This is a genomic window from Acinetobacter gerneri DSM 14967 = CIP 107464 = MTCC 9824, assembly GCF_000368565.1.
GTDB classification, from domain to species: domain Bacteria; phylum Pseudomonadota; class Gammaproteobacteria; order Pseudomonadales; family Moraxellaceae; genus Acinetobacter; species Acinetobacter gerneri.
This window is the reverse complement of record NZ_KB849533.1, coordinates 214,711-236,468: the sequence shown is the minus strand read 5'-3', so window position 1 is coordinate 236,468 and position 21,758 is coordinate 214,711. Positions and strand designations below refer to the sequence as shown.

20 protein-coding genes are annotated in these 21,758 nt (G+C 39.0%); 16 read left to right on the top strand and 4 right to left on the bottom strand.

Features of this window, described 5'->3' with window-relative positions:
* Positions 1–29 precede the first annotated feature (29 nt).
* From ureC to F960_RS01365, 8 genes are all read left to right on the top strand, one after another.
* A complete protein-coding gene (ureC, locus tag F960_RS01400; RefSeq protein WP_004855239.1) occupies positions 30–1,730 on the top strand; it encodes an urease subunit alpha in 1,701 nt (566 codons plus the stop codon).
* Between the two features lie 69 nt (positions 1,731–1,799).
* Positions 1,800–2,774, top strand: coding sequence for a hypothetical protein (locus F960_RS01395; RefSeq protein ID WP_020846793.1), 975 nt, complete (start codon positions 1,800–1,802; stop codon positions 2,772–2,774).
* Between the two features lie 5 nt (positions 2,775–2,779).
* Positions 2,780–3,358, top strand: a complete 579-nt coding sequence (locus F960_RS01390; RefSeq protein ID WP_004855233.1) for a histidine phosphatase family protein — start codon at positions 2,780–2,782, stop codon at positions 3,356–3,358.
* A 46-nt stretch (positions 3,359–3,404) separates the two neighbouring features.
* The gene (locus F960_RS01385; RefSeq protein ID WP_020846792.1) at positions 3,405–4,400 is read left to right on the top strand and encodes a hypothetical protein; all 996 of its coding nucleotides are present in this window, start codon (positions 3,405–3,407) and stop codon (positions 4,398–4,400) included.
* Between the two features lie 92 nt (positions 4,401–4,492).
* Positions 4,493–4,975, top strand: a complete 483-nt coding sequence (ureE, locus tag F960_RS01380; protein WP_004855224.1) for an urease accessory protein UreE — start codon at positions 4,493–4,495, stop codon at positions 4,973–4,975.
* Positions 4,962–5,627, top strand: coding sequence for an urease accessory protein UreF (locus F960_RS01375; protein ID WP_004855220.1), 666 nt, complete (start codon positions 4,962–4,964; stop codon positions 5,625–5,627). Before ureE ends, F960_RS01375 begins: the two co-directional genes overlap by 14 nt.
* A gap of 107 nt (positions 5,628–5,734) precedes the next feature.
* Positions 5,735–6,349 carry an urease accessory protein UreG gene (gene ureG, locus F960_RS01370; RefSeq protein WP_004855218.1) on the top strand — a complete coding sequence of 205 codons (615 nt, stop codon included), beginning with the start codon at positions 5,735–5,737 and terminating at the stop codon, positions 6,347–6,349.
* Positions 6,350–6,361: 12 nt separating this feature from the next.
* On the top strand, positions 6,362–6,934 hold the full coding sequence (locus F960_RS01365) for a HupE/UreJ family protein (protein ID WP_004855214.1): 573 nt from the start codon (positions 6,362–6,364) through the stop codon (positions 6,932–6,934).
* Positions 6,935–7,628: 694 nt separating this feature from the next.
* On the opposite strand, the gene F960_RS01360 is transcribed toward F960_RS01365, so the two are convergent.
* The 4 genes from F960_RS01360 to abc-f all read right to left on the bottom strand — a co-directional run bounded on the left by F960_RS01360 (position 7,629) and on the right by abc-f (position 12,661).
* Positions 7,629–9,239: a purine-cytosine permease family protein gene (locus F960_RS01360; RefSeq protein WP_004855210.1), complete on the bottom strand. Its 1,611-nt coding sequence runs from the start codon at positions 9,237–9,239 to the stop codon at positions 7,629–7,631.
* A gap of 273 nt (positions 9,240–9,512) precedes the next feature.
* Entirely contained in the window at positions 9,513–9,812 is a 300-nt protein-coding gene (locus F960_RS01355) for a hypothetical protein (RefSeq protein ID WP_004855207.1), read from the bottom strand.
* A gap of 205 nt (positions 9,813–10,017) precedes the next feature.
* Positions 10,018–10,548 (bottom strand): aromatic acid exporter family protein, encoded by a 531-nt coding sequence (locus F960_RS01350; protein WP_004855205.1) that lies wholly within the window; start codon positions 10,546–10,548, stop codon positions 10,018–10,020.
* Positions 10,549–10,741: 193 nt separating this feature from the next.
* Entirely contained in the window at positions 10,742–12,661 is a 1,920-nt protein-coding gene (gene abc-f, locus F960_RS01345; protein ID WP_004855202.1) for a ribosomal protection-like ABC-F family protein, read from the bottom strand.
* A gap of 34 nt (positions 12,662–12,695) precedes the next feature.
* On the opposite strand from abc-f, the gene F960_RS01340 reads away from it, so the two are divergent.
* The 8 genes from F960_RS01340 to F960_RS01305 all read left to right on the top strand — a co-directional run bounded on the left by F960_RS01340 (position 12,696) and on the right by F960_RS01305 (position 21,752).
* A complete protein-coding gene (locus tag F960_RS01340) occupies positions 12,696–12,941 on the top strand; it encodes a SlyX family protein (RefSeq protein WP_004855201.1) in 246 nt (81 codons plus the stop codon).
* 21 nt (positions 12,942–12,962) lie between these two features.
* Complete coding sequence (mumR, locus tag F960_RS01335; RefSeq protein WP_004855198.1) at positions 12,963–13,892, top strand: LysR family transcriptional regulator MumR; 930 nt, start codon at positions 12,963–12,965, stop codon at positions 13,890–13,892.
* A 298-nt stretch (positions 13,893–14,190) separates the two neighbouring features.
* Complete coding sequence (locus F960_RS01330) at positions 14,191–15,429, top strand: NRAMP family divalent metal transporter (RefSeq protein ID WP_004855194.1); 1,239 nt, start codon at positions 14,191–14,193, stop codon at positions 15,427–15,429.
* Positions 15,430–15,446: 17 nt separating this feature from the next.
* Positions 15,447–16,205, top strand: coding sequence for a LamB/YcsF family protein (locus tag F960_RS01325; protein ID WP_004855190.1), 759 nt, complete (start codon positions 15,447–15,449; stop codon positions 16,203–16,205).
* Between the two features lie 30 nt (positions 16,206–16,235).
* Positions 16,236–17,042, top strand: coding sequence for a putative hydro-lyase (locus tag F960_RS01320; RefSeq protein WP_004855186.1), 807 nt, complete (start codon positions 16,236–16,238; stop codon positions 17,040–17,042).
* A gap of 47 nt (positions 17,043–17,089) precedes the next feature.
* Positions 17,090–18,685: a 5-oxoprolinase subunit B/C family protein gene (locus tag F960_RS01315; RefSeq protein WP_004855184.1), complete on the top strand. Its 1,596-nt coding sequence runs from the start codon at positions 17,090–17,092 to the stop codon at positions 18,683–18,685.
* A 29-nt stretch (positions 18,686–18,714) separates the two neighbouring features.
* The gene (locus F960_RS01310) at positions 18,715–20,454 is read left to right on the top strand and encodes an acetyl/propionyl/methylcrotonyl-CoA carboxylase subunit alpha (RefSeq protein ID WP_035373450.1); all 1,740 of its coding nucleotides are present in this window, start codon (positions 18,715–18,717) and stop codon (positions 20,452–20,454) included.
* Between the two features lie 290 nt (positions 20,455–20,744).
* Positions 20,745–21,752, top strand: a complete 1,008-nt coding sequence (locus tag F960_RS01305; RefSeq protein ID WP_004855178.1) for a hypothetical protein — start codon at positions 20,745–20,747, stop codon at positions 21,750–21,752.
* The last annotated feature ends 6 nt before the right edge of the window (positions 21,753–21,758 follow it).

Genomic DNA, 21,758 nt, shown 5'->3' with positions numbered 1-21,758 from the left:
ATAAGACACTAAAAATAGAGACTCTTGCTATGAAAATGTCACGCCGTGCTTATGCTGAAATGTTTGGTCCTACAGTCGGTGATCGTGTGCGTTTAGCCGATACCGAGCTTTTTATCGAGGTTGAACAAGACCTGACAACTTATGGTGAAGAGGTCAAGTTTGGTGGGGGAAAGGTTATTCGTGATGGTATGGGGCAGTCGCAATTACTGGCAGATGAAGTTGCGGATACTGTGATTACCAATGCGCTTATCGTCGATTGGTGGGGTATTATCAAGGCTGATGTTGGACTTAAAAATGGTCGAATTTGGAAAATAGGTAAAGCAGGCAATCCTGATATTCAACCTGATATTGATATTCCATTGGGTGCTGCAACTGAAGTGATCGCGGGTGAAGGGCAGATCTTAACAGCAGGTGGCATTGACACACATATACATTGGATATGTCCACAACAGGTGGAAACAGCATTGATGTCAGGTACGACTACGATGATTGGTGGAGGCACAGGTCCAGCAGCGGGCACATCTGCAACAACTGTCACACCGGGACCTTGGCATATAGCTACGATGCTGCAGGCGATTGATGATTTACCTATGAATATCGGTCTACTTGGCAAAGGAAATCTCAGCAAGCCTGAACCGATAGTGGAGCAAATTAAAGCGGGTGTAGTTGGTCTAAAATTGCATGAAGATTGGGGCTCAACACCTGCAGCGATTGATAACTGTTTAACTGTTGCAGATCAATATGATGTGCAGGTTGCGATTCATACTGACACTTTAAATGAAAGTGGATTTTTAGAAGAAACTTTAGAGGCTTTTAAACAGCGAACTATTCATACTTATCATACCGAAGGTGCGGGTGGTGGACATGCACCAGATATTTTAAAAGCAATTGGTCAAGCCAATGTGCTGCCATCTTCGACCAATCCGACACGCCCGTACACAGTTAATACCATTGATGAACATTTGGATATGTTGATGGTTTGTCACCACTTAGATCCTGCTATTGCAGAAGATATTGCCTTTGCAGAAAGTCGTATTCGCCGTGAAACGATTGCAGCAGAAGATATTTTGCAGGATTTGGGGGCGATTGCCATGATGTCTTCAGACTCTCAGGCAATGGGGCGTGTGGGTGAAGTGATCTTAAGGACTTGGCAAACTGCCCATAAAATGAAAATCCAGCGTGGTCCTTTGGAAGGAGACAATCAATTTCACGATAATAATCGTGTGAAGCGTTATATTGCTAAATACACGATTAACCCCGCAATCACACATGGTTTAAGTCATGAAGTTGGCTCAATTGAGGAAGGAAAGCTTGCTGATTTGGTGCTATGGAAGCCCGCTTTTTTTGGGGTAAAACCTTCAATGATCATCAAGGGTGGCATGATCGCAGCAGCTCCGATGGGCGATATCAATGCGTCTATTCCTACGCCTCAGCCTGTGCACTATCGTCCGATGTTTGGTGCATTTGCTCGCGGTGTGCATAACACCTGTATTACCTTTTTATCTCAGGTCGCACTTGATGATGGTGTCGCTGAGAAATTGCATTTGAAAAAGTTGATTTCTCCTGTAAAAAATACCAGAAACATTAGTAAAAAAGATATGAAACATAATCAATATTGTCCTGTAATGGAGGTTCATCCTGAGACTTATGAGGTTCGGGCAGATGGTATGCATTTAACATGTGAGCCAGCTGAGGTTTTACCAATGGCACAAAGATATTTTTTGTTTTGAGTGTTTCTTTACTATAAAAATCCTACTATGATGTGGGATTTTTTATTTAATAAAAATAGAAGTAATTATATGAATCAAAAAACAATTTTAACTTCAATAATTATGTTTTTCATTTTTTTCTTACCACTACGAAATGTTTATGCAAATTATTTTATGCAAGATTTTCAGATACTAAAAGCAAAATGTGAAGAACAAAAAGATTTGAAAGAATGGTTTCAGCTAATAGACCCATTGGTACTTCAAAAGTTTGTGAAAAATCCAGATACACTTAGCAGTATTGAGATTTCAGGAATATTTACGCCAGATTTTCTTTGGGGAAAAATTATACCGCAATGTAGTTCAAAATGGCGTTCAATGATTATTGAATATGCACCTTTTTATTTGGAAAAGACACAATTTAATGTAATGAAAAATGAAATTCAGGGTGATATTAATATTGCACTAATCAATGCTTATTTATCCCATTATATTGAAACAGATTCTAATGGTGATTTTACTTTTGCTTCAAGCTATACAAAAATAGTGCTTGAAAATGATAATTATACTTTTGATAAGCGGAAACTATACTATTCTCTGATTTTGAGAGCTTATGAAACAGCATTTTCAGAAATTGTAGAAAGAAATTTAAGAGTTGAACATATATCTTTAGCAGATAGAGAAATGCTTTTTAATATTTTCAATCAGATCAAATTGATTGAAGCTCAAAATTTAAAGGAGCAGAAACGGTTAGATGAAAGTTCAATATTAACGGTGCTGACTATGATTTTTCATCTAAATGATGATGAATTGATTAATGTATTTATACCTAAATTTCTCAATTTTATTTCTGCCTCTCATTTGGATAAAAAATATTCTGATAATATTTACTATCAAATTTCAAAATCTTTTAGAAAATTAAGTGAACATGCAAATGATATAGTGATAATTACTCAAAATGTAAATATTGAAAATTTTATGATTGGTTATCGTTATAGACAATACGATTATAATTTTTATGAAAAACAATATGAAATGTATCTAAAAATTAAAAATAACGGAAACTAATTTATATGGCTATTTACCTCATTCGTCATGCCCAAAGCCTCGGCAACGTCAATGGTCGTACCGAATCACATGCCAGTATTCCACTTACAGATCTAGGGCATCAACAAGCACAAAAATTAACTGAACTTTTACCTAAAGCAGATCGGGTTTTTATTTCAGCATTTATTCGGACACGTTTGACGGCTGAGCCGATATTGCAGCGTGATCATCTTTCGGCAGAAATATTGGATATCCAAGAGTTTTCGTATTTATCAGATATCCGTTGTAAAAACACGACACTCGAAGAACGCAAACCGTGGGTTGATGCCTATTGGCAAAGTGCTGAGGTTGATTTGGTGACAAGTGATGGGGCTGAGTCATTTGCAGCATTTTATCAGCGTGTTGAAGCGTTGATTGAATGTTTAGATGGATTAAAAGCTGAATATCAAAATCAAAATTTATTGGTTTTTAGTCATGGGCAATTTTTACAACTTTTTAAAATGATTACAGAGCAAAAGCGTGAATTATCATCTGAATTAATGCGTGATTTTCGCTATGCAATTTTAAATCATCAAATTGGAAATGCTGAGTTTTTTATCTATTAGAGCAATAAAAATGAAAAAATATCTTCTAGCTTTAACAATGATTTTCATGAGCCATTATTGCAATGCAAATACGCCAATGATGCAATCTGAACTGAATACACTTGGTCAAAATCTCAATGAAAGTTGTGCAGGAGAAGATTACCCGCCACTTCAAACACTGAATGAAGTGCTCAAACAACCAATATCGATTCAAATAAAATCTTATCAACTTAGCTCGATATTTGGTTCAGGATTTATTCATTTTATTGACGATAAAAAATGTGCCTTAGCTGCGATAGAGTTTTCAATATCTGGTACTCAGTTTGTTGAAAAATATAAAAAAGATATTGGAGGTGTTTCTAAAGATTATTTTTTAAATACTATTATAGATGCAGCTGGTGAAGCCAGTTTGTACCAATATATGTGGACTTTAGATCCGAAGTATTTTAGTCAAGCCAATCAATATTTTGAGCGATATTTGGATGCTCAGAAATACACAGAGCAGGAAGTCAAAACTTGTGCAGAACATTGCAAGACTTATGTATATTTGCCAAATAAAAAAATGTTATTCGATCCTACAGATTATTATTTTACATCAATGGCATACAATGATTTATATCGTGAGTTTATCTTCAAATATTCAACAGAAATGCAAGCTGGACACTCAAAATATTTCAAGCTTTTAAATGATATTTTTGATCGAACAGACCAATTAGAAATAAAATATATAAAAGAAACAGGGCTGATGTCTTTTGGCAATGAAGTTGCAACTCTAGAAAATTTCCAACAAATTTTAAATTCACCAGATCAATTTGTGCTTGATTATTATGTAAAACGCTTGGATGTGTATTTGCAAAATCGAATCAATCAGCATTTATTGGATACTGAGATGACTAAAAAAATCTATCTATTTCTAAATAATCAATCGAGTAAAAGAAATGCCCTAATTGAACGTATGAATGCGGGTAAAAATGAAAATGGATTGTTTGAAAGTTTTAAAATCGCAAAACATGAATATATTTTTCAAAACAAAAATAATCATCTGACACTGAGCTTTAAGTGATTAGGATGAATGTTTGTAACTTACAAACGCTTTCATCATCTTGGCATAAAAAATGCTTATCTTTATGCATTGTCTGCGACTAAAGGAACAGCATGAAAATATTTACCCAACGATTAGAACAGGTGTCAGAGCATACGCCTTTTCAAATCGTCGAGCTAAATTTTGATACCCGTCAAAAAAGTCGTTTTCGCGCCACTTTAAATCATGGCGAGGATATTGGCGTGGATTTGCCACGCACAGGAATTTTGCGTAGTGGTTCTTTTATTGCGACTGCTCAAGCAGACATCATCAGAGTGGATGCAAAAGCAGAACAGTTGATGCAAGTTCGGGCTGAAAATCCATTTGAATTGCTCAAGGCTGCCTATCACTTGGGCAATCGTCACGTACCTTTGATGCTGACACCGGATGCTTTGTATTTTGAGCCTGATCATGTGCTTGCTGAAATGGTATTGGGTTTAGGACTAGAGGTTTGTGAAGTCGAACACCCGTTTGAACCTGAAAGTGGAGCCTATGCACAGCATAGTCATGATCATCGTTTAAGCCCAATCAAGGCTTTACATCATGTCCATACATAAGGCAGTGGATTTGCTCAAGCTTTTAACGCTATCTTCGACGGCTTTGCCAGTCGGGGCGTATTGCTACTCACAAGGCGTTGAAAGCGCGATTGAAAGTGGCATGATTCAGGATGAAAAATCTAGCATTTTATATTTTGAAGAAGTGCTTGAAATGTTGTTGCTTAGGTTTGAGCTACCGATTTTAAAACGCCTAATGCAAAACTATGCTGACGAAGTTGTTTTTGATCATTGGGCACAGCTTTATCGTGCAAGTCGTGAAAGCCGAGAGCTTTTAGCCGAATCAAGACAGTTGGCATTTTCACTCAATGCTTGGATCAAAGATGTTTTGAATATTTCAGTGCATGTGAAAAAACAGCTTGGATTTGTTCCTGTCTATGCCGAGCTCTGCGGGCGAATGGCGCTCGATGTGCAAGATGTATTGGCAGCATATAGTTTTACTGTCTTGGAAAATCAGGTTTTAAGTGCAGTGAAAACCGTACCACTTGGTCAAATGAGCGGGCAACGAATCTTGTGGCATTTGCATGGCTTGATTCCTGATGCTGTGGAACGCGCTTTATTGCTTGAAGATGATCAGCTGAGTAGTAGTTTGCCGCAATATGCCATGCTGAGCATGCAACATGAAACACAATACTCAAGATTGTTTAGGTCTTAGTTAGGGTCTGTTGTTTGGCGCAGATAGATCAATATTTAAAGTGATAGAAATATCATGTGAATTGACTGAAAAAACTCCGAATTAGAGTTCAATATAAGGAATAAAATATGTCAGAACGTAGCCCATTACGTGTTGGAATTGGTGGACCTGTTGGTTCGGGGAAAACTGCGCTTACGCTAAATTTATGTCGTGCATTACGTGATAAATACAATATGGCAGTTGTGACCAATGACATTTATACCAAAGAAGATTCTAATTTTTTGACTCGTCACGAAGCCATGTCACCTGATCGTATTGTTGGCGTGGAAACAGGGGGCTGTCCACATACAGCCATCCGTGAAGATGCTTCAATCAACTTGGCAGCGATTGAAGATTTATGTGAAAAGTTTGAGGGTTTAGAGCTAATTATTATTGAAAGTGGTGGTGATAACCTAGCAGCTACTTTTAGTCCTGAACTATCAGATTTAACGCTATATGTGATTGATGTGGCAGGTGGTGAAAAAATCCCACGCAAAGGTGGTCCAGGCATTACCAAGTCAGATTTATTGATTATTAATAAAACAGATTTAGCGCCTATGGTCGGTGCAAATTTGGAGGTCATGGATCAGGACGCGAAACGTATGCGTGCGGACAAGCCCTATATTTTTTCAAATATGAAAACAGAAGATGGCTTGGCGGAAATTATTTTATTTATAGAAAAACAAGGTTTGTTTAAAGCATAAACGGAAAATATGATGAAATCTCTACTCAAAAAATTAATGATTGCTTCAAGTATTTTTATCCCAGTTTTAGCATTTGCACATCCGGGTCATGACCAAACACATACTGGATTTGAGGCAGGCTTCTTGCATCCATTTACTGGCATCGATCATATGATGATGGCATTTGCACTGGGTGTGTTGCTGTATTCATCTGCTCAGCGTTGGAAAATGTTCGGTCTCTTAGGCATGATCGTAGCACTCAGTATTGGCTTTATCATTGGGCAATCTCACTTGATTCCTGCACAATTTGCAGAATATGGCATTGGTACTTCACTTTTTGTAGTCGGAATTGCACTATTTTCAAATTCGAAAATCATTTTGCCTATTGCAACGGCTTTGTTGGTGACTTTTCATGGTGTAGCACATGGGGCTGAACTCGGGCATTCAGGACATGCATTGGCACTGGTTTCAGGTATGATTGCTGCAATGTCCATGATCTATGTGATTGGTTTGGTATTTGGACATTTTGTTGTTCAATATATCCCTTATGGCAAGAAAATAGTCGGTGGACTGGCAGCGATGATTGCCTTGATTGTATTGGCATAATGTTTTTGCATAACATAAAAAATAGCCACTATTTGGGTGGCTATTTTTTATAGCAATATTGAAAATTCTGATTCTTAAAAGAAATTTAAAAAACCTTATACATTTACCATAATGATTATTTTTTCTATATTTTAATAGCATTTGTACTATTTTTTACTACATTGTATTCATGATCTTTCCACTGTTATTTGCCAATATAAGCCTATGGAATCTTCCTCCAGAGTGATTCTATATACATCAGTGTTTCAAGAGATTTTAGCTATTTATCACAGTGAGAATGCGTATGGAGAAAATAGTTTTAACGTTCATATCCGCATTTAGGTTAAAGCGTTGAATAGGTATCGCACTGGCCGTGACATCTATTCAATCCTTTTTAAAACCGTGTAGCAAATGCGTTAGATGCTTCTAAATCTTAGAAGTATTGATGCAGTAAGACAGGAGAAAACAGTGACCATTGTGAATACCGTTAAATAAAACGTGACTCGTCCTGCAGTAGTAACGATTTCTCAGTTTATAGCCATGTTCATCAGACATGGCTTTTTTTTATAGGCAAAAAAACAGCTCCTTGGTAGGGAGCTGAGCTTTGCACTGTTTCCTTGATGTAATAGTCGTTTCCTTATTTCCAAAATTATTATCGTATTTTCTTGTTTTAAAGTCCTTTGTTTTACTTTTATAAATCAATTGATATTGATCATTATTTTTCCATCGTTTTACACAGTGAACAAATCACTCCTTGATGTTGATGAGAATACAAAACGTCAGGGCGTTCATAATTTTCATTACAAGAAACGCAGTGATAAACCGTTGCTACAGGTGTGCCTTCTGCATCGTAACGTGGCTCTTTAATGCCATCATTTTCCGATTTGATATAGTATTTTCCTTTGGTCAGGATGCCCATGATTGGTGTTAAAACGAATCCGACAATCAACGCGATTAATGGTGAATAAGGCGCGAGGAAACTTCCTAAAAGTCCAAAGAACGCAGCGATAGAAAGTCCAGCAGCGACAAGGAATGACACCATACCGACAGGGTTGACGTTGTAAAGCATGTCTCGGCGATATTCAGGTTCTTTAGGTGACAGTTTTAATAGATATTTATTGATGGAAATATCCGTTGCAACCACCACAACCCAAGCAATCGCAAAGTTCGAATAGAAGCCTAAAATTTTGCCTAATACTGCAAACATATTGCCTTCCATCAAGAGTAGGGCAATCACCAGATTGACGATTACAAATACAATTCGTCCCGGATAATGTTTGCTGATGCGTGTATAGGCACTGGTCCATGCAAGCGATCCCGAATAGGCATTGGTGACGTTGATTTTAATTTGGGAAATGACCACCAAAATCACTGCTAAAGTGAGCGCAAGCCAACCCGGTAGCATGTCATGAAATGCAGCATTGAATTGTTGAACTGGTTCAGTGGCATTGACGCCCGGAATTTTTGTGAGTAAGTAAAAGCCTAAAAATGCACCGATAATTTGTTTGATCGCCCCTAAAATCACCCAACCCGGACCGGCAGAAATCACAGCAGCCCACCAAGCTTTGCTATTTTCTTTGGTTTTTGCAGGCATAAAGCGTAGATAATCGATTTGCTCACCGATTTGCATAATCAATGAAAGGCAGATCCCCGCACCGAGCATAATTGCAGCCATATCCATCGGCGCATAGCCTGTATTTCCAGTAAAACTAGCAAATTGGCTGACCAAATCAGGTTCTTTATGAATCAAATATGCCACTGGTCCGATCATCAAAATCAGCCAAATAGGCGTGGTCCAAACTTGTAAGGTACTCAAGGCTTTCATGCCATAGATGACCAGCGGAATCACCATAATGGTGGAAATCAGATAACCTGCCCAAAGTGGAATTCCCAAGCCGAGCAATAAACCTTGCGCCATGATTGAGCCTTCAAGCGCAAAGAAAATAAACGTAAAACTGGCAAAAATAATACTGGTCAGCACTGAACCAAAATAACCAAAACCTGCGCCTCGTGTGATCAAATCGAGGTCGATGTTATAGCGAGCAGCATAGTATGCGAGCGGTACCCCTGTGATAAAAATAATAATTGCTGCAAATAAAATAGAAAAAATAGCATTGGTTGTACCATAGGTCATGCCGATACTTGCACCGATAGAAAAATCGGCCAAATAGGCGATACCACCTAAAGCAGTGATTGCGACAACTTTGGGACTCCAACGACGAAAACTATGCGGGGCATAACGTAGCGTATAATCTTCCAAAGTCTCGTTTGCTGCGACTGAAGCGGGTTTGTCTTCAAAGGTATCTGTGGTTGATGAATTATGCATCGCAAACACTCCTTATATTAATTTTGTGTTTGTCGAGTTTTTGCAAGATAAATGCCAAGTGTGATTTTTATACAAGGCGTGGTGATTTAATGGTTTGATATTTATATTTTTATTTAAATAATAAAATCCCACATACAACTTTTTATTTTTCTAAAATGTCAGTTTTTTGAGCCATACCCAATATAAAAGAGCATTATTTTAGTGAAAAATAATGCTCTTTGTGGAACGTGAATGATCTAAATTGAAGCAGTTTTCAATTGATTTTAAGCAAGCTTATTTTTTAGGAGCAGCTTCTTTGGTCGCATGTTTCGCTTCAGCTTTGTGTGTGCTAGTCGCTTTTGTTGCATGCGCTTTGGCTTTCGGTGCTGCTGCTTGATGTGCTGCTTTTTGGTGTGTTTTGTTTGCTGCATGTTTTTCAGTCGCATGTGTTTTGCTTTGAGCTGCTACCGCATGTTGTTGATGAGCAGCCGCTACAGGTTTAGGCACTTGTTGTGTTGGAGTTGCTGCCATTGCTGTACCAGCCAAAGCCATTGAAGTAAAAGCAGCCATTAATACAGAAGTTAATTTTTTCATATTCGTTCTCACTGAGCTTAAAACATTTAGGATTTAGAATCCGTTTGGAGGAAGATTCCATAGTTAGATATTGACAAAGATCAGTGGAAAGATCATGAATACAATGTAGTAAAAATCAGTGCAAATGCTACAAAGATAATGTGAAAAATAGCTTTATGTAAGGGCTTTAATTTTTTAAATAAATTTTAAGAAATACATCATTTCTTCATTGTTTTGAGGGCTGATTTAGCTTGATTTTTTTGCTGACCAAAAGATAAAAATATTCCACCAAATAAGCGACTAAGCAGCCGATAAAACAATAGGAAATTCTCAATAATGCCCCGTCTATAGAATGGTGACCAACATCATAAACAGTGACGATCAAAAAGCTAGAAAGTGCAATGCCGACATATTCTGTGGCTTTGAGCAAAACACAAAAACTTGTGGTGATGAGGATACCTAAGATCAGGAAAAAGTATTCGAGATTGATGTTATAAGTGTGTATAAAAGGTGTTCGGTCCATCGCAATCCAAATCAAAATCCCGATGACTGAACCAATGAAATTACCTGTGACTTGGTTGAAATTGATTTTTTTATCGAGATCAAATTGGATGGTGAAAAATGCAGTCAGTGAAGCCCATAAAAAGAAATTGGTGTCTTTGTTACTGTCAAAAAGTAGTGCCAAAATCACGATAATAATGGCGCAGCTCAAGATCTTAAAGATATATAAGCTGTTGGTAAAATGTTTGATATTCATAAGATATTGCCCAATTCAAGCTACTTTTTTGTGCAAATAATGCCAAGACCAGTAAAGCTGAGCGATTATAATGGCTCAAAATGTGCGAAAACTTAAAAAACTCAATAGAAGGGACGGTAAATCTACAATTTAAAAACTCCCGATGTAGCAGACTACAAGGGGAGTAAGTTTAAATGCGAGAGCGAAGACAGTATTAGTTCGCTTTGGTCATTTCTTCCAGAGCATCCCAACGTTCCAATTTTTCAAGTAAAAGCTCTTCTATTTCAGCCAGTCTTTGTGATGCTTGAGTTGCTGCATCAGCATCACTGACAAACCAAGAACCATCTGCCAATTTGTCATTTAAGGTACTTTGTTCTTCTTCTAATGCTTCGATTTCAGCAGGAAGTTGTTCAAGTTCACGTTGATCTTTATAGCTGAGTTTGACCTTTTTCGGCTGAGTTGCTGACGCAGCATTTTTAGCGGCTTCAGCTTCGGCTTTTGCAAGGGCTTTTTTTACATCGCTTTTTTGATCGACAACAGTTTGGTCAGGGCGTTGCTCAAGATAGTCTTTGTAGCCACCGATATATTCATCAATATTGCCTTTACCATCAAACACCCAAGTAGACGTTACGACATTGTCCATAAAGGCACGGTCATGGCTGATCAGAAGTAATGTACCTTTATAATCAGCAAGCATTTCTTCAAGAAGCTCTAATGTCACCATGTCCAAGTCGTTGGTCGGTTCGTCCATAACGATGAGGTTTGATGGTTTAAGCAGGAGTTTGGCTAAAAGCACACGGTTACGTTCACCACCAGACAAGGCTTTTACTGGTGTACGCGCACGTTCAGGCGCAAAGAGGAAGTCTTGCAAATAGCTGTAAATATGACGACGACCACCATTTACATCGACAAAGTCACTGCCTTCGCTGACATTGGCTGCTACAGATTTTTCTAAATCAAGTTGATTACGCAATTGGTCAAAGTAAGCGATTTCAAGTTGCGTACCTGTTTTTACATCACCAGTATGTTCGATTTCACCTAAAATGGCTTTGACCAATGTCGTTTTACCGACACCATTGTCACCGACTAAACCAATACGATCACCACGAAGTACGATGGCAGAGAAATCTTTGATGAGTGGTTTTTCATCGTATTGCACACCCAAATGTTCGATTTCAAAGACCAACTTACCAGAACGGTTGGCATCTTGAGTCGCCATGCTCACTTTGCCTTGTTGGAAACGACGTGCTTTAGATTCTTCACGCAATGCTTTCAAGGCACGAACACGACCTTCGTTACGGGTACGACGTGCTTTGATGCCTTGACGAATCCAAGCTTCTTCTTCAGCAAGACGTTTATCAAACAAAGCATTTTGTTTTTCTTCTGCTTCAAGTTGTTGAGCTTTTAATTCTAAATAACGTGAATAGTTACCTTCATAACTACGCAAAGTACCACGATCCAATTCGACAATGCGTGTTGCAACACCATCGACAAAGGCACGGTCATGGGAAATAAAGAGCAGGGTTAGATTGTTTTGATCGAGTAAAAATTTTTCTAACCATTCGATACTTTCAACGTCCAAATGGTTTGTCGGTTCGTCAAGTAACAACACATCGGGTGAAGTCAGTAAAGCACGTGCCAACAATACACGACGTTTACGACCACCTGAAAGTTCAGCCAAATCAGCATTTGGATCTAGACCCATTTTGCTTAAAATAGAATTAACTTTGGTTTCGAGTGACCAGCCGTCAAGTTGATCCAGTTTGTGTTGTAAGTTACCCATACGTTCACAAGCTTGCATATCACCGAGTACACAAGCATCGCTTGCTTCATGATAATCTCTTAAAACTTGTGCAGCTTCACCTGAACCATCAGCCACAATATCGAACACTTTACCGTGATCCATAGGGACATCTTGGGCTAACATAGAAACAGTTAAACCATTTTGAATGGAAACTTCACCTGCATCGGCTAATAAAGTTCCCTCAATGAGTTTAAGTAAAGTAGACTTACCTTCACCATTACGCCCAATTAAACACACTCGCTCGCCACGCTCCAAACTAAAGCTTGCGCCATCGAGGAGGGCTGGTCCACCAAAGGCTAGTTGGACATCCCTTAAAGTAATATAGGCCATAATGTTTCCTAAAATCCCACATGAGGAGAGTTAAATGACTAAACAAAGTATTATAGATGATCAGGCGTCATTTTCCGCACTCATTGAAGATTTGCAAGTGCGAATTGCATTTTTAGATGATTTAGTTGACCAATTAAATGATCAAGTCGCCAAACAAAATCAGGAAATCACTGATTTAAATAAGAAAATGCAACTTTTATATACACGTATCGAATCGGCAGATTTATCTGACGGAATCGCGCCGTTTGATCCATTAACCAATGTGCCACCACATTATTAAAAATAAATACTAGATTTGACTATGAACCTCAAAAATCTCGAAGCTTTTTACTGGGTTGTGACTTTGGGTAGTTTCAATAAGGCAGCCAGCAAATTACAGACCACTCAACCTGCGATTTCACAAAAAATCACAGCGATTGAAAATGATCTAGGTTTTAAAGTCTTTGACCGAAGTTCTCGTCAAATCAAAGTAACCGATAAAGGTTTAACTTTATTTAAATATGCTGAAAAATTTATGCGATTGGAAACTGATCTGGTCGCTGAATTGACTGAAAATCAGCATTTGACGGGTACGATTCGCCTTGGTGTATCTGAAACGATTGTGCACACGTGGTTAGTTGAATATATGGAAAAAGTTCAACGTGAATTTGCCAAAGTTTCGGTGGAAATCGTGGTGGCATTGACACCAGATTTACAAGAAGGCGTGCGCACGGGGGATTTGGATATGGCATTTTTGCTTGGTCCAACGCTCCCTTTTGAATGTATAGAACGTAGTTTATGTGATTTTGAGTTAAGCTTTTTGGCTGCACCTACTTTTAAAGGTGGCATAGGGCAAATGTCATTTCGGCAGCTGATGTCACATACGATTTTGACCTATCCACGAATCACCTATCCATATAAAGACCTCAAAGCCAAAATGAAAGAACAAAATGTCGATGAGCCTTTGTCGATTACCAGTTATTCTTTGGCGACATTATTACGTTTGGCTGAACAAGGATTGGGGATAGCAGTTGTGCCACGATTGACTGCTTTGAAAGAAATTGTTGAAGGTCGTTTGGAAATTTTAAATACGCCGATTCAACTCAAATCATTTCACTTTACCGCAATTTATACGCAGGGAAATAACGCGGCATTAAAGGAAAAATTGACTGATTTGGCAGTGCAAACTGCACAACTTGAAATGCAAAAGCTCAATGAAAAAATTAAAAATGTAAAAGCATTTCATGTCTAATTTTTGCTCGTTTTAAATCGTTTCTGTGCTGTGTCATAAACACTATTTTTTATAAAAATAACTTATCGAAACCTATAAGTAATCATTATAGTTAAAAACTAAAAATTAAAAATATTATAAATAACAATAATTTGTTTTTATCTTAAAGCGGATAAAGTCTTATTGTGAGTAGGTCTTTTATGCCTTTATCATTTAAAAAGTCTGCTGAGATAAAAAATCAGGGTTGTGTTTTAGGCCAGCAGATTGGAGTTTTTTTTAATTTAAAAATCTCTCATTTACTCAAAAGGATATGGGGCGTATGAATTCTACATTAAGCAAAAAGTCTTTTTTTTCTGAACGTCAGTGGTCGATTATTGCCTCAATCTTTTTGATGGCGACGTCTGCGATGGGGCCGGGTTTTTTAACCCAAACAGCAACCTTCACTGCAAAAATGGGGGCTGCTTTCGGTTTTGGTATTTTGTTATCGATCATCATTGATTATGTCGTGCAGCAAAATATCTGGCGAGTCGTTACCCTCACTCAAAAACGTGCATCTGATATTGCCAATTTGGCTTTGCCGGGGAGTGGTTATTTACTGGCATTTCTGGTTATTTTAGGTGGGTTCTTTTTCAGTATCGGTAATATTGCAGGGGCAGCGCTAGGCTTAAATGCTTTGTTTGGTCTAGATACCAAATGGGGTGGTGTTTTAAGTGGAGCCTTAGCCATTTTCATTTTCTCATCAAGAAAAGCCACGCTTGCGATGGACAAGAGCATGATCTTGTTTGGTTTGCTCAAAATTGCCTTGATTATCATTGTTGCTGCGATTGTTGTACCGCCTGTCGGGCTTGCAGTACATCAAACTTTTTTACCTGATCAAATTGATTTTGCTGCGATTACCACAATCGTGGGTGGAACAGTCGGTGGTTATATCTGCTATGCAGGAGCGCATCGCTTATTGGATAAAGGCACAGTCGGTCCAGAGCATATTGATGAAGTAGCCAAAGCTGCGACCAAAGGGATCATTGTGGTCGGTATTATGCGCTACATCCTGTTCCTTGCGATTTTAGGTGTGGTGGTGAGCGGCGCAACGATTGATTTGGCGAGTCACAATGCCAATCCAGCAGCTCAAGCTTTCCAATATGCAGCCGGTACTTTTGGTTTTAAATTATTCGGTTTGGTGTTTTGGGCAGCAGGGATCAGTAGCACCATTGGCGCTGCTTATACCTCGGTGTCATTTATGACAGCATTTAAAAAGAATATGACGCCTAAACAGAACAATATTGCGACCAGTAGTTTTATTGCGTTGGCGCTGTTGTTATTTGTTTTGTGGGGTAAAGCACCAGCAGGTTTATTGATTTTCGTAGGTGGATTTAATGGTTTGGTCCTTCCGATTGGTCTCACCATTTTCATGTACGTAGCAGCTTGTCGTAAAGACTTGATGGGTAATTATAATTATCCAAAATGGTTAATCGTTGTTGGTATTTTGACTTGTATACTGACTTGGTGGATGGGTTATATTTCATTCACAACCGTATTTAACTATCTCAATAAGCTCTAATTTAAAGGAATAGCACAATGTTTGTTGATTTAAATAGCGACTTGGGCGAAAGCTTTGGATCATGGAAAATGGGCAATGATGCGCAGATCTTGCCGATCGTGAGCAGTGCCAATATTGCCTGTGGATTTCATGCAGGTGATCCACTTGGCATCCTAAAAACACTCAAACAAGCAGTTGCACTGGATGTAACGATTGGCGCACATGTCGCTTATCCTGATTTGGTTGGTTTCGGTCGTCGTAACATGGATTTGTCACGTGAAGAGTTGATTGCTGATGTGCTGTACCAAATCTCGGCATTGGATGGTTTGGCAAAAGTTGCAGGCTCAAAAGTCAAATACGTTAAACCGCATGGCGCACTGTATAACACGATCGCTAATGATGCTGTACAAGCAGAAGCCGTGATTGCGGCCATTCAAATGTATAACCCAAAGTTGGTTTTGGTTGCACTTGCAGGTTCAAATCTAGTTGAGCAAGCACGTCAAGCAGGCTTGAAAGTTGTATCTGAAGCTTTTGCTGATCGTGCCTACAACAGCGATGGTTCTTTGGTATCACGCCGTCTCGAAGGTGCAGTCTTGCATGACAGTCAATTTGTAGCAAAACGTGTGGTTTCAATGCTGCAAAATGGTGGTGTTGAGTCGATTGATGGCGTATTTACTCCGATTCAAGCAGACAGTATTTGCTTGCATGGTGATACTGCTGGTGCACTTGAAATGGCTGCTGAGATCAAAGCTGAATTGATCAAAAATAACATTCAAATTCGTGCATTTTGCCCATAAAAATTGCTGGAAAATATTCAGGAGAAAAGGATGCTAAAGGATATAAAAGTCGACGCAAAACAGTTACAAGAAGCACTTGATGCTCGTTTAAAAATTCGTGCAGGCTTCGATCAACCGACCGCAGGAATGGCGGCAGGCATGACTCAAGTCAATATGATCTCTGTGCCAAAAGAATGGGCATACGATTTCTTACTCTATGCGCATCGTAATCCGCAAAGCTGTCCTGTTTTAGATGTATTAGAAGAAGGTATTTACAATACAAAATTGGCACAAGACTCTGATATTCGAACTGATTTCCCACGCTATCGAGTTTGGAAAGATGGCGAAATGGTGGATGAAATCAACGATGCAACAGAGATTTACAATGCCCATCCAGATATGGTGACGTTTTTAATTGGCTGTAGTTTCTCCTTTGAAACCGCATTGCAGGAAGCTGGGATTGAGGTACGTCATATCCATGACAATACCAACGTGCCAATGTATTTGAGTAACATCAAATGCCTTCCTGCAGGGCGAATTTCAGGCAATATGGTGGTGTCTATGCGACCGATTCCATCACATCAAATTACTGAAGCTGTGAAAATTACTGCACGTATGCCAAGTGTGCATGGTGCGCCTGTACATATTGGCAATCCTCAGGATTTGGGGATTCAAGATATTGCTCAACCTGATTTTGGTGATGCTTCACGTATCGAGCAGGGCGAAATTGCAGTTTTTTGGGCATGTGGTGTGACGCCACAAGCGGCAGTCATGAACTCAAAAATTCCATTTGCGATTAGCCATGCACCGGGTCATATGTTTATTACAGATATCCCTGATCGAGCATGGATGAATTGATTTTTCCGCAAGTAATTTCCCAATAAAATGCAAGAAAGGATGCTTAAATGCGATTTTTATCGGTAAATGCAGATAGTTTCTTAATTGAGCTTGCAAGTTTAGACGAAACATTGGCGCTTTATAGCCGACTGCAAAATGTTGCTTTGCAAGGAATTTCAGATTTGATTCCTGCTGCAAAAACGATATTGGTTTTTTTTAATGAAATCGAAACCAATATGGCAACATTAATCAGGCAGATCAGTACGCTTGAAATCAGTTCCTTGCTTGAACAAAATGCCGAAGAAGTCATTATCCCGATTCGATATGATGGCGGGGATTTGGCTCAAGTTGCTGAGCTACAGGGATTATCTGTTGCAGATTTGATATTGAAACATCGCCAAAGCACTTGGAATGTTGCATTTATTGGCTTTGCTCCCGGTTTTGCCTATATGAGCAGTCCTGATCATCCATTTACCGATATTCCTCGCCTGCAAGTTCCACGTAAAAAAATACCTGCAGGTTCACTCGGACTTGCTGGGAAATATTCTGGAATTTATCCTAAAGATAGTCCCGGTGGTTGGCAGCTGATTGGTACAACTTCAGAGCAAATGTGGGATTTGCAACGTGAAAATCCAGCACTTTTACGTCCGGGTATGACCGTACATTTTGAAGATGTGACACATCATCCAGTTATGATCGATGTGCCCAAAGCGATTTCAAAAGACATTTCCACAACTGAAAATACGCCAAAGAAAGCCTTATTTAAAATCACTGCACCAAGCTTACAAATGACCATTCAGGACGAAGGCCGTTTTAATCAAACCAATATCGGTGTAGGAACAGCAGGTGCGATGGATCTCGGTGCATTGCATCGCGCCAATCGTATCGTGGGTAATCCTAAAGACAGTGCTGTGATTGAGATTTTAAATGGCGGCTTAAAAGCCAAAATGCAAGATTCAGCCGTGATCGCTGTGGCTGGTGCGATTGGAAATATTCACGTGAAATTTGCCGATGGTCAAAAGGCTGATTTTAGTAATGAACAAGCGATCGCTTTAGATACAGGGGACGAGTTTCACATACAAAGCCCAAGCCAAGGTCTACGCCAATATCTCGCAGTGCGTGGAGGGATTCAAGTTGAGGCTGTGCTCAATAGTTATTCTTTTGACTCATTGGCGGTACTCGGACCTGAACCTTTAAAAATCGGTGATGTGATTTATCAAGCTGATCTTGATCTCGGCAATATTCAAATCTATGAAACACCGATCACCCATTTACCAAGCGTTGGGGATACGGTTGAACTCGATATCGTAATGGGACCAAGAACGGATTGGTTCGATGATGCAAGTTTAAATTTGCTCTGTGAGCAAGCATGGTTAGTGACAAATGAGAGTAATCGTGTCGGTCTGCGTTTGTCAGGATTACAAGCATTATCACGCTCCATAACACATGAATTGGAAAGTGAAGGGACATCGATTGGTGCCTTACAAATACCGCCAAGCGGACAACCTGTTTTATTTATGAATGATCACCCATTAACTGGTGGCTATCCTGTGATTGCTTCTGTGGCAAAACATCATTGGGATTTGGTCGCACAGATCCCTGCGGGTTGTTATATCAAATTTAACAAGATTAAAGATTTTGAAAAGATTGAGAATGGACAATGAGTACTGAAAACCAAACGATAGAAAATCAAATGACTGCAAATCACGGGGCAGAAAAATTGCTGATTGCCAATCGTGGCGAAATTGCAGTGCGTATTATCAATGCTTGTCGTGATATCGGCATAGGCTCGATCGCAATTTATGCTGACGATGATATCAGTAGCATGCACGTTGAAATGGCAGATGAGGCTTGGGGGCTAGCAGGCGCAAGCGCACAAGATACTTATCTCAATATCGACAAAATCATTGAAATTGCAAAAAAATCTAAGGCTACGATGGTACATCCAGGCTATGGTTTTTTGTCTGAACGTGCCGAGTTTGCTCAAGCAGTATTGGATGCAGGATTAAAATGGGTTGGTCCATCGCCGAGCGCAATCGAAAAATTGGGTGACAAAATTGAAGCCCGTAAAATCGCAGCTTCGGTGGGTGCGCCTTTGGTACAAGGTACAAAAGATCCATTAAACAATGCAGAAGAAGCACTCGATTTTGCCAAGCAATATGGTTTGCCGATCGCTATTAAAGCCGCATTTGGTGGCGGTGGACGCGGTCTAAAAGTGGTTTGGAAGCTCGAAGAAGTGAAAGAACTTTATGAATCTGCGGTTCGAGAAGCCAAAGCTGCATTTGGTCGTGGTGAATGCTTTGTTGAGCAATATCTAGATCGACCACGACATGTAGAGGCACAAGTGATTGCCGATCAACATGGCAATGTCGTAGTGCTTGGTACACGTGATTGTTCATTGCAACGCCGTAATCAAAAATTGGTAGAAGAATCACCTGCACCATTTATCAGTGATGAAATTTATCAAGAGATTTTAAGTTCTGCGAAAAATATCTGTCAGGCTGCAAATTATGTGGGTGCAGGTACAGTCGAATACCTACTCAGTCAAGATGGTAAGTTGTCATTCTTAGAGGTTAATACTCGTTTACAGGTTGAACATCCTGTAACAGAAGAAACAGCAAAAGTTGATTTGGTGGTTGAACAAATTCGAGTGGCTTTAGGTGATGAATTATCCATCAAAGAAACCCCGAAAGCAGAAGGGCATGCATTGGAGTTTCGTATCAATGCAGAAGATCCAAGTCGTGGATTTATCCCAGCATTTGGGATGATCAGCTTATTTGAAGCACCAACAGGCAATGGCGTGAGGATTGATACAGGCGTTCGAACAGGGGCTTTAGTATCGAGTCATTTTGACTCGTTGATGGCGAAACTCATCGTCACCGGACCGACCCGAGCAGTGGCGATTGCTCGTGCAAAACGTGCTTTAAAACAATTTAAAATCGAAGGTGTTGCGTCTGTTTTAGATTTTCATCGTGCAGTATTAAATGAAGCTGATTTTACTGAAGATTTTAAAGTTCATACTCGTTGGATCGAAAATGATTTCAAACAGGACTTAAAAACAGCTAAACGCAGTATTCCAAATCATCAGCAACCGATGCTCCTCAGTTATATTGAAATTGATGGAAAATTACACCGTTTAGGACTGCCTGCGGGAATGTTTGCGCAAGGTGTGAACACCAGTTCAACGCCAAGCGAAACAACTGAGCCGACTGTGCGTCCAGAGCATGTACTTGCGCCTATTAATGGCGTCATCAGTGCTTGGAAAGTGCAAAATGGTGAGCAAGTCGTAGAAGGACAAGTGCTTGCCATCATGGAAGCAATGAAAATGGAAGTGCAGGTTCTGGCACATCAATCAGGACGAATTGAATTGATTGCTGAGCAAGGTGCTACATGTCAGGCAGATCAGGCTGTTGCTGAGATTAAATCAGCATAATTATCTTTTAATAAGTTGATCCAGTAATTTAAGCTTACGGTGGTTTTTACGACATCGTAAGTTTAAGTGTTGCTGCTAAAAATAGACTCTAGGCAGGCAGACTGAGTAGAAATCAAAAGATAATATCGTTATTTGCTCGTGAAGATCGTCGTTGCTATATATCTAAAAAATAATTAAAAAAACGGTAAAATTAACTTTTATTTTATTGAAAAAAACTTGAAGATCATTGACCTTTTTTGAGTTTCTCTATCTAATGTTTATTCCGAATATTGAAATGATTCTTGTTTAGTATGAACGATAAAGTGGTACTCCTTGATCTCGAAAATAATCTGCCTACAGCAAAAATGTTGCGAGATATTGTTGAGCATTATTCAAGCCTTTATTTGTTCAATTTAACAGGTCAGTTTAACTATGCTTTGGAGGATCTGACTGAGTTGTCGGCGTGGATCAGTTCAGGGCAAATCGTGATTTTAGATACACCACGTGCCAAGAAAAAAGAATTTGAATATGCAGTTGTGGTTGGGCAATTGATGGCATTGCTTGCGCCTGGGACGCATATTGAAGTTGTCTCTGCAATAGATGATATCAGTGTCTTGATGCATTTATTGGACGGTTCAGAGCTCAGTGCGAGTCTCATCCAAGTTCAAACTGAAAATGTAAAAAAATCAAAAAATAAGCAGCGTATTCCAGATATTCAAACCATCAAAACCAAGCCTTATTTACAGCAAGTGAAAAAGTATTGTGACGCTTTAGCAAAGATGGCTGGGCGACCCAGTACTGTAGATAAACTAATCAATTCTATTGCCAATATTTTACAACTGGTTCCTGAAAAAGCTCAGCATTTGCTTGGTTTGTTGATCAATTTAAAGATCGTAAAACGTGAAGCAGAACAGGTGTCCTATCGTAAAAAAGTGCTGAAAGAATGGGCTGAGATCGATGTTGAAAACTCAAAAAATGCCTCGAAAAAAGTCCATGAAATAGATGATATTTTGAGTAAAATTCATCAAGAATCAGAACATATTTTAGCAGATTTGGATACTGATTCTTCGATAGAAAATATTCAAAATCATTTATATAAGAACTTTTCAAATATTGATCCTGTGCAAATGGAAGTGATCCAAAAGTTAAATGATTTAAAATCAGAAAAACCGAAAGATATTTACCAATTGCGTGATCTCTTGGAGAAAATGTTTCCCAAAACAGATATCCGTCTTTTACTCAAAGAATTGATTGAAAAAGGATATATTTATTGGAATGGTCATGATGTGGTTTATAGTCATGAAATGATGCTGAATTGATCAACA

Bases quoted from the DNA above. Each gene is read 5' to 3' on its own strand.
- ureC (WP_004855239.1), top strand. From the start codon at position 30: ATGAAAATGTCACGCCGTGCTTATGCTGAAATGTTTGGTCCTACAGTC.
- F960_RS01395 (WP_020846793.1), top strand. From the start codon at position 1,800: ATGAATCAAAAAACAATTTTAACTTCAATAATTATGTTTTTCATTTTT.
- F960_RS01390 (WP_004855233.1), top strand. From the start codon at position 2,780: ATGGCTATTTACCTCATTCGTCATGCCCAAAGCCTCGGCAACGTCAAT.
- F960_RS01385 (WP_020846792.1), top strand. From the start codon at position 3,405: ATGAGCCATTATTGCAATGCAAATACGCCAATGATGCAATCTGAACTG.
- ureE (WP_004855224.1), top strand. From the start codon at position 4,493: ATGAAAATATTTACCCAACGATTAGAACAGGTGTCAGAGCATACGCCT.
- F960_RS01375 (WP_004855220.1), top strand. From the start codon at position 4,962: ATGTCCATACATAAGGCAGTGGATTTGCTCAAGCTTTTAACGCTATCT.
- ureG (WP_004855218.1), top strand. From the start codon at position 5,735: ATGTCAGAACGTAGCCCATTACGTGTTGGAATTGGTGGACCTGTTGGT.
- F960_RS01365 (WP_004855214.1), top strand. From the start codon at position 6,362: ATGAAATCTCTACTCAAAAAATTAATGATTGCTTCAAGTATTTTTATC.
- F960_RS01360 (WP_004855210.1), bottom strand. From the start codon at position 9,239: ATGCATAATTCATCAACCACAGATACCTTTGAAGACAAACCCGCTTCA.
- F960_RS01355 (WP_004855207.1), bottom strand. From the start codon at position 9,812: ATGAAAAAATTAACTTCTGTATTAATGGCTGCTTTTACTTCAATGGCT.
- F960_RS01350 (WP_004855205.1), bottom strand. From the start codon at position 10,548: ATGAATATCAAACATTTTACCAACAGCTTATATATCTTTAAGATCTTG.
- abc-f (WP_004855202.1), bottom strand. From the start codon at position 12,661: ATGGCCTATATTACTTTAAGGGATGTCCAACTAGCCTTTGGTGGACCA.
- F960_RS01340 (WP_004855201.1), top strand. From the start codon at position 12,696: ATGACTAAACAAAGTATTATAGATGATCAGGCGTCATTTTCCGCACTC.
- mumR (WP_004855198.1), top strand. From the start codon at position 12,963: ATGAACCTCAAAAATCTCGAAGCTTTTTACTGGGTTGTGACTTTGGGT.
- F960_RS01330 (WP_004855194.1), top strand. From the start codon at position 14,191: ATGAATTCTACATTAAGCAAAAAGTCTTTTTTTTCTGAACGTCAGTGG.
- F960_RS01325 (WP_004855190.1), top strand. From the start codon at position 15,447: ATGTTTGTTGATTTAAATAGCGACTTGGGCGAAAGCTTTGGATCATGG.
- F960_RS01320 (WP_004855186.1), top strand. From the start codon at position 16,236: ATGCTAAAGGATATAAAAGTCGACGCAAAACAGTTACAAGAAGCACTT.
- F960_RS01315 (WP_004855184.1), top strand. From the start codon at position 17,090: ATGCGATTTTTATCGGTAAATGCAGATAGTTTCTTAATTGAGCTTGCA.
- F960_RS01310 (WP_035373450.1), top strand. From the start codon at position 18,715: ATGACTGCAAATCACGGGGCAGAAAAATTGCTGATTGCCAATCGTGGC.
- F960_RS01305 (WP_004855178.1), top strand. From the start codon at position 20,745: ATGAACGATAAAGTGGTACTCCTTGATCTCGAAAATAATCTGCCTACA.